Here is a 13,648-nt window from a genome sequence, read left to right as displayed (position 1 = left end):
CGGTGGCTGGGCCGCGGAGCGGCGGGGGCTGGGCGGCGGCGGAGGTGCCGGCCTGGGGCGGCGGTAATTCGGCCACCCGGGCACGGGGGTGCGCGTGCGCCGGCCGGCGTCCGCCCCGGTCGCGCCGGAGCGGGCTGACCGCCGGCGTGCGGCGCACGCGAAACGAGCCCGCCAGGGAGCGGCGGGGCCCGTCGCGTGGAGAGGAAACGCGCTAGCTCAGCACTTGGACTTGTAGATCGCCTTCGCGCCGTCCCCGTCGATGTTGTCCTTCGTCAGGATCGTGAACCCGGTCTGCACCTTCGCCGTCACCTGGCCACCATCCAGCGAAGCGACCGCCGCGTCGACGCCGAACTTGCCGATCTCGGCCGGCTGCTGGGCGATCAACGCCTGCACGGTGCCGGCGCGCAGCGCCGCGACCTGGTTCGGCCCGGCGTCGAACCCGACGACCTGGATCTTGCCCGACTTACCCGACTGCTTGATCCCGGTCGCCGTACCCTCGGCCGAGAACAGGTTCAGCGCGAACACCCCGACGATGTCCGGGTCCTTCTGCAGCGCGGCGCTGATCAGCTGCGACGCCGTCGCCGGGTCGTTGTTCGAGTACTGGATGCCGACGTACTTGAACTTCGAATCGGCCTTGACCGCGTCCTCGAACCCCTTGGCCCGCAGGTCGGTCGTCGAAATACCGGGCGTGACGCCCATGGCCAGCACCTTGCCACCCTGCGGAGCCAGTTTCTGGATCGCCTCGAAGGCGGCTTTGCCGCCGCCGAGGTTGTCCGACGCGATCGCGGACACCGCGACCGACGGGTCGTCGACGGTCGTATCCACGAGCACGACCTTGACCCCGGCCGCCTTGGCCTGGTTCAACGGCCCCTGCATCGCTTTCACGTCGGTCGGGGCGACCAGCAGCGCGTCCGGCTTCGCCGACACGACCGAGTCGACGATCGGCTTCTGCAGCGTCGGGTCGAACTTCGTCGGTCCCTGGGTGTGCACGGTGACGCCGAGCTTGCGCGCCTCCTCCTCGATGCCGCACTGCATCGTGATGTAGAACTCGTCGCCTTGGACGCCCTGGACGAACTGGAGGTCGTAGTTCTTGCTGGCCTTGTCCACCGCGGCCTGGGACGACGCCGCCGAAGCGTTGTCGGAGGCCGCGCTCTTGTCCTCGTCGGGCTTCGACGAGGAGCAGGCCGCCAGGGCGAGGGCAGCGACGCAGACTACGGCGAAGGGGGCTTTTTTCATAGGAAGCGTCCTTGATTCCGATTGTGGGGGCGAAGAGACGGACCTATCGGGAGCGGAGCAACACTGACCGCAGGGAGGAGCGCTTGGCGCCGGCGCCGCGGGTGGCGGCACGACGGCGACTCTGATCGAAGTAGACGGCCGCGACCAGGACGGTTCCGACGGCGACACCCTGCCAGAAGGGCTCGACGCCGATGATCACGAACCCGGCCTGCAACACGGCCGGGATGAACAGTCCGACGACGGTGCCGAAGATCGACCCCTCGCCGCCGAAGATCGAGGTGCCACCGATGACGACGGCCGCGATCACGTTGAGGTTGGTCAGCGACTGCCCGGCGATCGTCGTCGTGCCGTACTGCGAGAGCGCGAGGACGGCGGCGAACCCCGACAGCAGTCCGGCCAGCCCGTACACCGAGATCAGGTGCCGGTCCACGCGAACGCCGACCCGCCGGGCGGCCAGCTCGTTCGAGCCGACCGCGTAGGTGTACCGGCCGAACTTCGTCCGGTGCAGGACGACGCCTCCGATCACGACGACGATGAACGCGGTGAACGGCAGGGCCGGGATGCCGGCGATCTTGATGTACGTGTTGTAGTCGGTCATCACCTCCGGTACCGAGCGGATGTCGATCCCGTCGGTGATCACCTGGGCCAGGCCCAGCGCCACCGACAACGACCCGAGCGTGACGATCAGCGGCGGCACCTTGGCCTTCGCGACCAGGAAACCGTTGACGACGCCCCAGGCCAGGCCGGAAACGAGGGCCGCGAGCAGCCCGAGAGCGGCGACGCCGTAGCCCTCGCCGCCGGCGGCGTCCATCGTTTTGGCGGCGATCACCGACGAGAAGACGAGCACGGACCCGACCGAGAGGTCGATGCCCGACGTGACGATCACGAACGTCATGCCGACCGCGATCACCGCCCAGACGGCGATGTTCTGCGAGATGAGCGAGAAGTTGTTGGCGGAGAGGAAGCGGTCGCCGGCGACGATCGAGAAGAACAGCACGATGACGACGAGGACGCCGAGAATCCAGACCGATTGGGTCTGCCCCAGCCGCCGGAGCAACGACTGCTCCTGTTCGTCCCAGTCGTCCGACCCCCCGTTCCCGCCCTCCCCGAGCCGCCCCGCTCCGCCTGCGGAGGCAGTTGGGTTGGTGGCTGCGGCCCCGGCGGCGGCGGTGGGGTTTGCGGTTACGTCGTCGGCGGCGACGGCGTGAGTGGTCGCTCCGGTCGTGCCCGGCGTGGCGCCGCCTTCAGAGGTGATCGGGTTGGTCTCCGCGGTAGCTGGCGCGGTGGTGGACTCGTCGGCCGGGTCTCCCGCGGGCTCCTCGGCCGCGCCGCCTCCGTCGGCGGCGGGGTTGGTCGGCGCGCCACCCGCGGTACGCCCGGCGTCCGCATTGGTGATGGACGCAGCGTGCGGATGGGCGGAAGCGCTGTTCGCGGACATCGGGTCCGGAGAGGTGCCGTTCGAGGCGGTCGGCCGCGCGCTCGCTCTGCCGTCCGCAGCGGTGGCGCGGAGGCTTGCCGGGCCACCCAGGGCGGTGGATTCGCCCGGCCCGCCCGCGGCGGTGCCCGCGCCCGCGGCGGTGCCCGCGTCCGCGGTGGTGCCCGCGTCCGCGGTGGTGCCCGCGTCCGCGGTGGTGCCCGCGCCCGCGGTGGTGCCCGCGTCCGCGGTGGTGCCCGCGTCTGCGGCGGTGCCCGTGCCTGCTCCGGCTGAGGCCGGGGCCGGGGCCGTGGCGTGGGCCGGGTCTGCGCCCTCGGCGGAGGTCACGCGGGTGGGGTTCGGCTGGTCGGCGGCCGGACCGGGAGAAGAGCTCGTCATCGGGTCGTCTCCAGGGAACCCGTCATCGCTCCGACCAGCTGATCCACCGACGTCCGCTCCGCATCGAACGTCGCCACCCTCGTCCCCAACCGCAGCACCTGCACCCGATCCGCCACCTCGATCACCTCGGGCATCGAGTGCGAAATCAACACCACCGCGACCCCCTTGTCGCGCACCCGCTTGATCGTGTCGAGCACGTTCCTCGTCTGCACGACGCCCAGCGCCGCCGTCGGCTCGTCCAGAAAGACGAGCCTGGCCGCCCAGGTGATCGCCCGCACGATCGCGATCTGCTGCCGCTGCCCACCCGACATCGACCCGACCGGGGCGTTCAACGCCCGCACCGTCCCGCCCAGCTCGGCGAACCCCGCCACCGCTCGCGCGCGCATCGCTTTCTCGTCCAGAAAACCGAACAAGCCCAGTGGTCCTCGCCGAGGAATCTCCCGGCCCAGGAACATGTTCTGCACCGGGTTGAGGTGCGGGGCCAGCGCCAGGTCCTGGTACACGACCTCCATCCCCAGCGCGGTGGCCTGCTGGGGCGTCGAGATCGTCACCGGCGAGCCGTCGAAGAACAGCGAACCCGAGTCCAGCTCCAGGTTTCCCGACAGCGCCTTCACCAGCGTCGACTTGCCGGCCCCGTTGTCGCCGATCAGCGCCGTGACCTCGCCGGGATACACCTCGAAATCGACGTCTCGGAGTGCTCGCACATGTCCGAAGCTGCGGTTCAAGCCCCGCGCCTCGAGAAGCGGTGTGGTCAAGCGGATCACCCCGTTCATCCGGTGGTAACGCACCCTAAGCGTGTCACAGCTCACTGTCACCGGTGTCAGGTAACGAATCGGCATCGGATGTCACCGGTGTCAGATAACGGGTACCATCCGCTCACTCGACAAAGGAGACGCCGTTGGCCACGATGCGGCAGGTCGCCGAACGTGCCGGAGTGAGCGCGAAGACGGTCTCGCGCGTGGTCAACAAGGACAGGTACGTCTCCGACGAAGTCCGGGCCCGCGTGGAGCAGGCCATCGCCGACCTGCAGTACACGCCGAACCTGCTGGCCCGCACGTTCCGGTTCGGACGCGACCCGGCGATCGGCCTGGCCGTCCCCGACATCTCCGACCCGTTCTTCGCCGCGGTCACGCACACCGTCGAGCAGGTCGCCCGCGGCCGCGGCGTCGCCACGTTCGTCACCAGCCTCGGTACCGACGGAAGCCTGGAGCGCGCCGCGGTCGAGGCCCTGCTCGGCCGTCAGGTCGCCGGTCTCATCTCGACGCCGGTCAGCGGCGACCAGTCCTACCTCGAACCGTGGAAGGCGCGCACGAGCCTGGTCTTCATCGACCGGCCACCCCGCAAGCTGACCGCCGACACGGTGGTCGAGGACGACGTCGGCGGCGCGCACCAGGCCACCGCACACCTGATCGGCCACGGCCACCGGCGCATCGCCTACATCGGCGACGAGGTCCGGATCGCCACGACCCGCCGCCGCCTCGCGGGTTACCGAGCCGCCCTCGAAGAGGCCGACATCGAGGTGGACGAAGCCCTCATCCGCTTCGCCGGCGCCGGCGGAACCGCAGCGGGCGAACAGGCCGAGGAGCTCCTGGACGCACCGAACCCGCCCACCGCGATCCTCTCCAGCAACCCCAAGTGCTCGATCGCGATCGTCCCCGCCCTGCAGAGGCTCGAGCGCACCGACGTCGCTCTGGTCAGCTTCGGCGACTTCCCCCTCGCCAGTTCCCTGCGACCCGCCCTCACCGTCGTCGATCAGGACCCCGAGGAACTCGGTCGCTTCGCGGCCACCCGCCTCTTCGACCGCATCGACGACCCGGGCCGCCGCCTCAAGCGGCTCACCGTGCTCCCGGTGCGCCTGGTCGAACGCGAATCCTGCAACGGAAGGTTTTCTTAACCATTTCATCGGAGCCGACGTGAACTCGGCCCGGAAGAGCCCCGTGCCTCTCTTACAAGGACGGCACAGGAGGCCAAACCATGACCGCCACGCTGAATCAGCAGTACGTGCCGGCGCACGGGGTCAGAGCACCGGCCGGACGCGCCCCCTCACTCCGCATCGGCCCCACCCCGGTCCTGGCCGGCATCGGCGTCGGAGCCGCCGCCGTCCTCGCCCTGTGGTGGACGAACACCACGACGATCTCCACCCTCGGCGACTACCTCACGAACGCGGGCCGCATCACCGGCCTGCTGGCCGGCTACGGCGTCATCATCCTGCTCGGCCTGATGGCCCGCGTGCCCGCGCTGGAGCGCGGTATCGGCACCGACCGCCTGACCCGCTGGCACGCGATGGGCGGCCGGTACACGGTCACGATGCTCACCGCCCACGCGCTGCTGATCACCTGGGGCTACGCGGTCACCGCGCGCACCTCGGTCGTCGGCCAGGGCCTCTCGCTCGTCCGCGGCTACCCCGACGTCCTCTACGCGACGATCGGCGCCGTCCTGTTCGTGATCATCGGCATCGTCTCGGCCCGCGCGGCCCGCAAGCGGATGAGCTACGAGGTCTGGCACCTCATCCACCTCGGCACGTACCTGGCGATCGCGCTCGCGTTCCTGCACCAGTTCTCCACCGGCGCCGACTTCGCCGGCAACAAGCCCGCACAGATCGCCTGGTCGACGCTGTACGGCGTGGTCACGCTGCTGCTCGTCTGGTACCGCGTGGTCACCCCTCTGCGCGTCGCGGCCCGGCACCGGTTGCGCGTCGAGGGCGTCCGCCAGGAGGGTCCGGACGTCGTCTCGGTCTACCTCTCCGGCCGCTACCTGGACGAACTCAAGGCCGAGCCCGGCCAGTTCTTCCGCTGGCGGTTCCTCACCCCGGACAGCTGGTGGGCGTCCAACCCGTACTCGCTCTCGGCTCCGGTCTCCGGCGGCCGGCTGCGGATCACGGTCAAGGAGGCCGGCGGCCACAGCGCGTCGCTCGCCCAGCTGCGGCCCGGCACGAAGGTGATGGCCAGCGGCCCCTACGGGGCCTTCACCGGCGGCGTCCGCCGCCGCCGCAAGGTGCTGCTGATCGGCGCCGGCGTCGGCATCACTCCTTTGCGGACGCTTCTGGAGACGCTTCCCGGCCGACCGGGCGACATCACGCTGATCTACCGCGCCCGGCACATGTCCGACCTGGTGCTCCGGGCCGAGATCGAGGAGATCGCGTTCGACCGCGGGGCCCGCGTCCACTACCTGGTCGGTACCCGGGAACAGCTCGGCGGTGACCCGCTCGCCGCCGAGCAGCTCGAGTACCTCGTCCCCAACCTGAAGCACCACGACGTCTACCTGTGCGGGCCGGAGTCGCTGACCGCCGCCACCCGGGACTCGCTCCGCGAGGCCGGCGTCGCCCGGCGGCGGATCCATCACGAGTCGTTCGAGTTCTGAGGAGCCCGTTCGTGCGGAAAGCCATCTACGCCCTGCTGGGGACGATCGCCGGCCTCGGCGGTCTGCTGGGGCTCAAGGCCAACCTGGCCCCGGCCGACACGACCGCGCAGGCGGCGGCCCCGCCTCCGGCGGCCGCCGTCGAACCCTCCGCGGACGCCGCCAAGCAACCCGCGGGGCAAACAGCCGGGCAGCCGGCCAAGACGGCGACGGGGAAGGAGTCGACCAACCCGTACGAGTCCGTCCAGGTCAAGGTCACGGTCTCGGGCAAGAAGATCACCAAGGTGGAGATCGCGAAGTTCGCCCCCAAGGACGCCCAGTCGAAGTCGATCGGCGGTGGCGCGCTACCGAAACTGCAGCAGGCGACGCTGGCCGCGAACAGCGCCGACGTCGACACGGTCTCCGGGGCCACGTTCACGACCAAGAGCTACAAGGAGTCGCTGCAGAGCGCCCTGGACCAGGCCGGCCTGTGACGCTCACCGCCGACGCCCCGGCAAGCGCCGCCCTCTTCGAGGCGCTCCCCAGTGCCCCGGTCCGCCGGGTCGAGGAGTGCATGGGCACGGTCTTCTCGATCGACGTCCGGTCCGGGGTCAGCGTCGCCGCGCTCGACGACGTGATCGCCTGGCTGCACTGGGTCGACAGCACGTTCTCGACCTACCAGCCCGGCAGCGTGGTCAGCCGGCTGAGCCGGGGCGAGCTCACCCCGGACGAGTGCCCGCCCGAGGTCCGGGAGGTGCTCGCGCTGGTCCGGGAGGCCTCCGCCAAGACCGACGGGTACTTCACCGAGGCGCCGCACGGCATTCTCGACCCGACCGGCATCGTCAAGGGCTGGGCGATCGAGCGGGCCAGCGACCTACTGGCCGCGGCCGGGTCGTCCGCGCACTCGGTCAACGGCGGCGGTGACGTCCAGCTCGTCGGGACGGTCGGTCCGGCCCGACCCTGGCGGGTCGGGATCGCGCACCCGTTGCGTCCCCGCCGTCTCGTGGCGGTGGTGACGGCCGAGGACGCCGCCGTCGCGACGTCCGGCACCGCCGAACGCGGACGGCACATCGTCGACCCGCACCGCGGTGCACCACCGGAGGGCCTGGCCAGCATCACCGTCGTCGGCCGTCGCCTGGCCTGGGTGGACGCGGCCGCGACGGCCGCGTTCGCGATGGGCCCGGAACGGGGTCTGGCCTGGGCGGAAGCCCAAGCCGACCTCGAAGCCCTCGCCGTCACCACCAGCGGACGCACCCGTCAGACGAGCGGCTTCGCCCGCTGGGGGACGTTGACCTGAGCGCAGTCGCGGGCGCGCGCCGTCCGGGCGAGCCCGGCGTACAGGACGCCGAAGACGACGAAGTGCAGCGCGACGAGGACCCAGGTGCTGTGCGTGTCGGCGGCCGACCCCAGTGGGCCGAGCAGCGACAGCGCGAAGACCGCGATCGAGACCACGGTCCAGTTGCGGAATGCGCGCTTCGTCGTGCGCTCGAGGATCGCCAGCACCGCCCACCCGGCCAGCCCGGCCAGCACGCTGGTGACGAGCACCGCGCCGGCGTCGACGGCCTGCGCGGGCTCGCCGACCATCGGGTGGGCACCGGAGGCGGCGAAGAGCACGAGCGCGGAGAGCGCGGCCGCCCCGACGGCGGCGGAACGGGAGAGGATCGAACGGGACATCGTGGCCTCCTGAAGGCGTCGTAACGTCCCGATCAGAGTCGGGCGCGGGCCCGGGGACTCACATCGCCAACCCGGCGAGACCCGCTCCCACCGCGGTCGCAGCCGACTTCGACCTTGGTCGGTATCGCCGCCGCAGACCCCGACCTAGCCTGACGCCATGCCTACCGACGACGACTGCGCCCCGTACGGCCGGGAGCGCGTGCCCGGGCCGCGGGTCGCGATCCCGATCATGGTGGCGCTGACGTTCATCGTCGGCGTCACGATCTTCGGCCTCCCGGAGGCCGCCCGCGACCTGTTGGTCGTCGACATCGCGGTCGGGGTCGTCGGCGTCGCGCTGACGCCGGTGATGCTGCGGTGGCCGGTGCCGGCCGCGATCGGGCTGGCCGTGCTGACGCTGGTCTCACCGGCCGCGACGCCCAGCGCGTCGGCCGCGACGATGCTGGTCGCGCAGTCCCGGCCGTTCCGGCTGGCCGCGCTGATCGGCGTCGGCAGCGTGGCCTGTCAGGCCGTGCAGGCGGCCTGGCGGCCGACGCCGAGCATCGGGTACTGGTGGTGGCTGGCGCTGATCACGGTGGCCTGGGCCGCGTTGATCGGCTGGGGCACGGTGATGCGGGTCCGCCGCGAGCTGCTCATCTCGCTGCGCGAACGCGCCCGGCGGGCGGAGGCCGACCAGGAGCGCCGGATCGCCGAGGCCCGGCTGGCCGAGCGGACGCTGATCGCCCGGGAGATGCACGACGTGCTGGCCCACCGGCTGTCGCTGCTGGCCACGTACGCCGGTGCGCTGGAGTACCGCCCGGACGCGGCCCCGGAGAAGCTCTCGGCCGCGGCCGGCGTGATCCGGGCCGGCGTGCACGAGGCCCTGGAGGAACTGCGTGCGGTGATCACGGTTCTCCGGGACGATGACCCGGTGGGATATCCGGAGACCCGTCCGCAACCGGGCCTGCACGACCTCGACCGGCTGATCGCCGAGTCGCGGGACGCGGGCACTCCGGTCTCGGTGGACGATCGGCACGCTGACGCGGAACTGCCCGCCGCCACCGGGCGAACCGCCTATCGGATCGTCCAGGAGGGACTGACGAACGCGCGCAAGCACGCGCCCGGTGTCCCGGTGACGCTCGTCCTCGACGGGGCGCCCGGCGACGGCCTGCGGATCGAGCTGCGCAACCCGGTGCCTGCGGTCGTCGGTTCCGGCGTCCCCGGCGCGGGGATGGGGCTGCTCGGGCTGGCCGAGCGGGTCCAGCTGGCCGGGGGCGAGATCGAGCACGGCCCCGCCGGTCCGAGCGGCGACTTCCGGCTCCGGGTCGAGTTGCCGTGGCCGACGTGATCCGCGTGCTCATCGTCGACGACGACGCGATGGTGCGGGCCGGTCTGACGATGATGCTCGACGGCGTCGCCAAGAACGACCGGACGATCGCGGTGGTCGGGGCGGTCGCGGACGGCGTCGACGTGCCGGAGGCGGTCAGCGCGCACTCGCCCGACATCGTGCTGATGGACATCCGGATGCCCCGCATCGACGGCGTGACCGCGACCCGCCGTCTGCGCGCGCGTCCGCAGCCTCCCGACGTCATCGTGCTGACGACGTTCGACAGCGACGAGAACGTGCTGCGGGCGTTGCGCGCGGGGGCCAGCGGGTTCCTGCTCAAGGACACCCCGCCCGACCAGCTCGTCGAGGCGGTGCTCCGGGTGAGCTCGGGCGACCCGATCCTCTCGCCGCAGGTCACCCGCAAGCTGATCGACCGGGTCGCGGTCGAGGCCGGCGCCTACGAGAAGGCCCGGACGGCGCTGGCGACGCTGAGCCCGCGCGAGTACGACATCGTGCTGGCGGTCGCGACCGGGAAGACCAACGCGCAGATCGCGTCCGAGCTGTTCGTGAGCGTCGCGACGGTCAAGTCGCACCTGACCCGGGTGCTGGTGAAGCTGGGCCTCGACAACCGCACCCAGGTCGCGCTACTGGCCCACGACGCCGGCCTGGCCTGATCCGCGTCCGGCGCCCGCGCCCGCGTCTGCGCCCACGGCGGCAGCGCCCGCGGCGGCGCGGGTGAAACGCTCACCGATCCGGGCCAGCGCGGCGGCGAACTCGGGTGGCCCGGCCACCTCGAAATCGGCGCCGAGCCACCCCAGCGCGGCCACCGGCCACTCCAGGTAGTCGCTGCGGACGAGCACCCGGCACCGCTCCGGCGCCACCTCACGCACGTCGGCCTCACGCCCGAACGCGGCCCGCACGGCCGGCTCCGGCGCGTGCACCAGCACGTCGATCAGGTACCGGTGCGGCCGGTCGGCGAACCCTCGCCGGACGAACGCGACCGCGTCCGCGGCCGGCAGGTCCCGCGGCCGGAAGCGCGCTCCGGTCGGGCGCGGGTCGCTCAGCCGGTCGATCCGGAACGTCCGCCAGTCCCCGCGCTCGGTGTCCCAGGCGACGAGGTACCAGCGGCGTCCGAGCGAGACCAGACGGTGCGGCTCGACCAGCCGGGTCGTGCGATCGGCGCCCCGGGCCGTGTAGTCGAAGCGCAGCCGCTCGTCGTCCCGGCACGCGCTGGCGATGACGGCCAGCGCCGTGGCGTCCACCGTGGGGCCGGTGGAGAAGACACCCGGGACCGTGTACGTCCGCAGGGCCTCGACGCGCCGGCGGAGCCGGGGCGGCATCACCTGGATCACCTTGGTGAGCGCGCGGACCGACGTCTCCTCGATGCCCTCCACCGCGCCACCGGCCGCCGTACGGAGGCCGACCGCGATCGCGACCGCCTCCTCGTCGTCGAGCAGCAGCGGCGGCATCGCCGCACCCGACCGCAGTTGGTAGCCACCGGCGACGCCCCGGCTGGCGTCGACCGGGTAGCCGAGCTCGCGCAGCCGGTCGATGTCCCGGCGCAGCGTGCGCTCGCTGATCCCGAGGCGGTCGGCCAGTTCGCCACCCGGCCAGTACCGGTGGTTCTGAAGCAGGGAGAGCAACCGGAGGGTCCGCTCGCTGGTGTTGGCCATGGCTCCAGACTCCCGAACATTGCGGTCAGAAAGTGGCCGGAATGGCTCCTAGCGTAGGTCCCATGATCAAGACGACGGCACTGACCAGGAATTTCACGGTGAAGAAGAAGACCGTGGAAGCAGTGAAGAAGCTCGACCTCGAGGTGCGGGCCGGCGAACTCGTCGCGCTGCTGGGCCCGAACGGCGCCGGCAAGTCGACGACGCTCCGGATGCTCACCACGCTGCTGGCGCCGACCTCGGGCACCGCGGAGGTAGCGGGGTTCGACGTGGCCCGCGAACCGCGCGAGGTGCGCAAGCGCATCGGCTACATCGGCCAGGGCAACGGCGCCGGCCACAGCCAGCGCGGCCGCGACGAGCTGATCAGCCAGGGCCGCGCCTACGGGCTCGACCGGCCCGCAGCCCGCGCGAGGGCGGCCGAGCTGATCGAGTCGCTCGGGCTCGAGGCGGTCGCCGACCGGCTGGTCTCCTCGCTCTCCGGCGGCCAGCGGCGACGGCTGGACATCGCGATGGGGCTGATCCACACCCCGCCGCTGCTGTTCCTCGACGAACCGTCGACCGGGCTCGACCCGCAGAACCGGGTGAACCTGCAGGAGCACATCCGGCGGCTGCGCGAGGAGTACGGGACGACGATCGTCCTCACCACCCACTACCTGGACGAGGCCGACGCGCTGGCCGAGCGGATCGTGGTCATCGACCACGGCGAGCTGATCGCCGACGACACCCCGGCCCGGCTCAAGTCGTCGCAGGTGGGGGATCGGATCACGCTGACGCTGGGCACCGCCGAGGAGGCGGCCCGGGCGGCCGCCCGGGCCTCGGTCCTCGACGGCCGGATCTCCACCGACGACCGGACCGTCACGATCCGGGTCCCCGAGGGCACCCGGCTGGTGCCCAAGCTGCTGCGCAGCCTCGACGAAGCCGACGTTCCGGTGACCGCGGTCGAGGTCCAGCGCCCGACACTCGACGACGTCTTCCTCGAACTCACCGGCCGTAGCCTCCGGGAAGGGGCCGCGGCATGATCCGCGACACGACGATCGTCTTCAGCCGGGAGCTGCGGCCGGTGCTGCGTAGCCCGTTCTCGCTGGTCTTCACGATGGTCCAGCCGGTGTTCTTCCTGGCCCTGTTCGCGCCGCTCCTGCCCGACGACGTCGGGAGCCTGCAGTGGTTCGTGCCCGGCGTCGTCGTCATGTCGTGTCTGTTCGGGACGTCGGTCACCGGCTCGAATCTGCAGCTGGAGATGCAGAGCGGCTCGCACGAACGGATGCTGGTCTCGCCGCTGAGCCGTCCGTCGCTGCTGATCGGACGGGCGCTCAAGGAGATCGTGCCGATGCTGGCCCAGACCGTGGTGCTGATCCTGGTGACCGTGCCGTTCGGTTTCGAGCTGCACGTCGCCGGCGTGGTCGTCGGGCTGGTGATCCTGACCGGGTTCTGCGTCGGGATCGGGGCCCTGTCGTACGCGTTGGCGCTGGCCAGCCGGGGGCAGGAGTGGATCTTCTGGACGGTCCAGCAGACGCTGCTGTTCCCGCTGCTGCTGATCGCCGGCATCCTGCTGCCGCTCGAGGGTGGCCCGGGGTGGCTTCGGCTGCTCTCGCACTTCAACCCGCTGACGTACGTCGTCGACGCGGAGCGGGTGCTGTTCGACGGGGAAGTGTTCTCGGAGACGGTCGCGCGGGGCGCGCTGGCCGCGGTGCTGGTCGCCGCGGGCGGGCTGCTCATCGGGGTGCGGGCGATGGCCCGGGACTGAGGTGGTGCCGGGGGCGCACTCCTGCGCCCCCGACAACTCAGCCGTGGGCCTCGATGCTCACCGGCTCCCATTCGCGCCACTCGGCCAGGCGTGACTCGTAGTCGGCGGTCGCGATCGCCAGCGGGCCGTCGCCGAAGAAGATGCGCAGCGGAGGCTTCTCGGCGTCGACGACCTTGAGGATCGCCGCCCGGCTGGCCTCCGGATGCCCGGGGGACGACACGCGCTTCTTCCGGTTCTCGGCCGAGATCTCGCGCACCTTCTCGTAGGCCGGCATCGGCGTGGCGTGCTGGGCCGACGAGCCGCCCCAGTCGGTGGAGTACGCGGCCGGCTCGACCAGCGTCACGTGGATGCCGAGCGGAGCCACCTCCAGCGCCAGCGACTGGCTGAACCCCTCGAGCGCCCACTTCGAGCCGTTGTAGATGCCGATGTTCATGAAAGCCGAGATCCCGCCGATCGACGAGACCTGGATGATGTGCCCGCTGCCCTGCTCCCGCAGGAACGGCAGGGCGCCCTGCGTCACCCAGAGCGCCCCGAACACGTTCGTCTCGAACTGCGCCCGCGCCTCCTCCTCGGAGATCTCCTCGATCATCCCGAACTGCCCGTAGCCGGCGTTGTTCACGACGACGTCCAGGCGCCCGAAGTGGTCGTGCGCGGTCTTGACGGTCGCGAACGCCGCCGCCCGGTCGGTGACGTCGAGCTCGAGCGGCAGGATGTTCTCGCCGTACTGTGCGACCAGGTCGTCGAGCGAGGACGTGTTCCGGGCGGTGGCCGCGACGCGGTCACCGCGGTCGAGCGCGGCGATCGCCCACTCGCGCCCGAACCCGCGGGACGAACCGGTGATGAACCAGACCTTTGACGTCATGGCTCGACCG

General features: G+C 71.6%; 14 protein-coding genes. 8 read left to right on the top strand and 6 right to left on the bottom strand.

Features of this window, described 5'->3' with window-relative positions; genetic code table 11:
* Positions 1-216: 216 nt before the first annotated feature.
* The 3 genes from FL583_RS07785 to FL583_RS07770 all read right to left on the bottom strand — a co-directional run bounded on the left by FL583_RS07785 (position 217) and on the right by FL583_RS07770 (position 3,822).
* A complete protein-coding gene (locus FL583_RS07785) occupies positions 217-1,236 on the bottom strand; it encodes an ABC transporter substrate-binding protein (RefSeq protein ID WP_142703800.1) in 1,020 nt (339 codons plus the stop codon).
* A gap of 43 nt (positions 1,237-1,279) precedes the next feature.
* Positions 1,280-2,293, bottom strand: a complete 1,014-nt coding sequence (locus FL583_RS42850; RefSeq protein WP_420843122.1) for an ABC transporter permease — start codon at positions 2,291-2,293, stop codon at positions 1,280-1,282.
* A 752-nt stretch (positions 2,294-3,045) separates the two neighbouring features.
* Positions 3,046-3,822 (bottom strand): ATP-binding cassette domain-containing protein, encoded by a 777-nt coding sequence (locus tag FL583_RS07770; RefSeq protein ID WP_142703798.1) that lies wholly within the window; start codon positions 3,820-3,822, stop codon positions 3,046-3,048.
* 134 nt (positions 3,823-3,956) lie between these two features.
* Between FL583_RS07770 and FL583_RS07765 the strand changes: the two genes are divergently transcribed.
* The 4 genes from FL583_RS07765 to FL583_RS07750 all read left to right on the top strand — a co-directional run bounded on the left by FL583_RS07765 (position 3,957) and on the right by FL583_RS07750 (position 7,682).
* The gene (locus FL583_RS07765; protein WP_240746627.1) at positions 3,957-4,943 is read left to right on the top strand and encodes a LacI family DNA-binding transcriptional regulator; all 987 of its coding nucleotides are present in this window, start codon (positions 3,957-3,959) and stop codon (positions 4,941-4,943) included.
* Between the two features lie 80 nt (positions 4,944-5,023).
* Positions 5,024-6,409 (top strand): ferredoxin reductase family protein, encoded by a 1,386-nt coding sequence (locus FL583_RS07760; protein ID WP_142703794.1) that lies wholly within the window; start codon positions 5,024-5,026, stop codon positions 6,407-6,409.
* 11 nt (positions 6,410-6,420) lie between these two features.
* Positions 6,421-6,879 (top strand): FMN-binding protein, encoded by a 459-nt coding sequence (locus tag FL583_RS07755; protein WP_205751922.1) that lies wholly within the window; start codon positions 6,421-6,423, stop codon positions 6,877-6,879.
* Between the two features lie 80 nt (positions 6,880-6,959).
* A complete protein-coding gene (locus FL583_RS07750; protein WP_142704015.1) occupies positions 6,960-7,682 on the top strand; it encodes an FAD:protein FMN transferase in 723 nt (240 codons plus the stop codon).
* On the opposite strand, the gene FL583_RS07745 is transcribed toward FL583_RS07750, so the two are convergent.
* Entirely contained in the window at positions 7,643-8,059 is a 417-nt protein-coding gene (locus FL583_RS07745; RefSeq protein ID WP_142703790.1) for a DUF6069 family protein, read from the bottom strand. The genes FL583_RS07750 and FL583_RS07745 overlap by 40 nt on opposite strands.
* A gap of 157 nt (positions 8,060-8,216) precedes the next feature.
* Between FL583_RS07745 and FL583_RS07740 the strand changes: the two genes are divergently transcribed.
* Both FL583_RS07740 and FL583_RS07735 read left to right on the top strand, forming a co-directional pair.
* A complete protein-coding gene (locus FL583_RS07740) occupies positions 8,217-9,383 on the top strand; it encodes a sensor histidine kinase (protein ID WP_205751920.1) in 1,167 nt (388 codons plus the stop codon).
* Positions 9,371-10,036: a response regulator transcription factor gene (locus FL583_RS07735; protein ID WP_142703789.1), complete on the top strand. Its 666-nt coding sequence runs from the start codon at positions 9,371-9,373 to the stop codon at positions 10,034-10,036. The genes FL583_RS07740 and FL583_RS07735 overlap by 13 nt, the downstream gene beginning before the upstream one ends.
* Here the strand turns inward: FL583_RS07735 and FL583_RS07730 are convergent.
* Positions 10,007-11,035 carry a helix-turn-helix transcriptional regulator gene (locus FL583_RS07730; protein ID WP_142703787.1) on the bottom strand — a complete coding sequence of 343 codons (1,029 nt, stop codon included), beginning with the start codon at positions 11,033-11,035 and terminating at the stop codon, positions 10,007-10,009. The two genes, FL583_RS07735 and FL583_RS07730, sit on opposite strands and share 30 nt — an antisense overlap.
* A 62-nt stretch (positions 11,036-11,097) precedes the next feature.
* Between FL583_RS07730 and FL583_RS07725 the strand changes: the two genes are divergently transcribed.
* Together FL583_RS07725 and FL583_RS07720 are read left to right on the top strand one after the other, a co-directional pair.
* Positions 11,098-12,051 (top strand): ATP-binding cassette domain-containing protein, encoded by a 954-nt coding sequence (locus FL583_RS07725; protein WP_142703785.1) that lies wholly within the window; start codon positions 11,098-11,100, stop codon positions 12,049-12,051.
* Positions 12,048-12,776 (top strand): ABC transporter permease, encoded by a 729-nt coding sequence (locus FL583_RS07720; protein WP_142703784.1) that lies wholly within the window; start codon positions 12,048-12,050, stop codon positions 12,774-12,776. Before FL583_RS07725 ends, FL583_RS07720 begins: the two co-directional genes overlap by 4 nt.
* A gap of 37 nt (positions 12,777-12,813) precedes the next feature.
* On the opposite strand, the gene FL583_RS07715 is transcribed toward FL583_RS07720, so the two are convergent.
* Positions 12,814-13,638, bottom strand: a complete 825-nt coding sequence (locus tag FL583_RS07715) for an SDR family oxidoreductase (protein ID WP_142703782.1) — start codon at positions 13,636-13,638, stop codon at positions 12,814-12,816.
* Positions 13,639-13,648 lie beyond the last annotated feature (10 nt).

This window comes from Cryptosporangium phraense, assembly GCF_006912135.1.
Classification (GTDB): Bacteria; Actinomycetota; Actinomycetes; order Mycobacteriales; family Cryptosporangiaceae; genus Cryptosporangium; species Cryptosporangium phraense.
Note: the sequence above shows the minus strand (reverse complement) of the source record. Positions and strands in the feature narration are given on the sequence as shown.

Coding starts and splice junctions, on each gene's coding strand:
- FL583_RS07785 (WP_142703800.1), bottom strand. CDS start 1,236: ATGAAAAAAGCCCCCTTCGCCGTAGTCTGCGTCGCTGCCCTCGCCCTG.
- FL583_RS07770 (WP_142703798.1), bottom strand. CDS start 3,822: ATGAACGGGGTGATCCGCTTGACCACACCGCTTCTCGAGGCGCGGGGC.
- FL583_RS07765 (WP_240746627.1), top strand. CDS start 3,957: ATGCGGCAGGTCGCCGAACGTGCCGGAGTGAGCGCGAAGACGGTCTCG.
- FL583_RS07760 (WP_142703794.1), top strand. CDS start 5,024: ATGACCGCCACGCTGAATCAGCAGTACGTGCCGGCGCACGGGGTCAGA.
- FL583_RS07750 (WP_142704015.1), top strand. CDS start 6,960: ATGGGCACGGTCTTCTCGATCGACGTCCGGTCCGGGGTCAGCGTCGCC.
- FL583_RS07745 (WP_142703790.1), bottom strand. CDS start 8,059: ATGTCCCGTTCGATCCTCTCCCGTTCCGCCGCCGTCGGGGCGGCCGCG.
- FL583_RS07740 (WP_205751920.1), top strand. CDS start 8,217: ATGCCTACCGACGACGACTGCGCCCCGTACGGCCGGGAGCGCGTGCCC.
- FL583_RS07730 (WP_142703787.1), bottom strand. CDS start 11,035: ATGGCCAACACCAGCGAGCGGACCCTCCGGTTGCTCTCCCTGCTTCAG.
- FL583_RS07725 (WP_142703785.1), top strand. CDS start 11,098: ATGATCAAGACGACGGCACTGACCAGGAATTTCACGGTGAAGAAGAAG.
- FL583_RS07720 (WP_142703784.1), top strand. CDS start 12,048: ATGATCCGCGACACGACGATCGTCTTCAGCCGGGAGCTGCGGCCGGTG.
- FL583_RS07715 (WP_142703782.1), bottom strand. CDS start 13,638: ATGACGTCAAAGGTCTGGTTCATCACCGGTTCGTCCCGCGGGTTCGGG.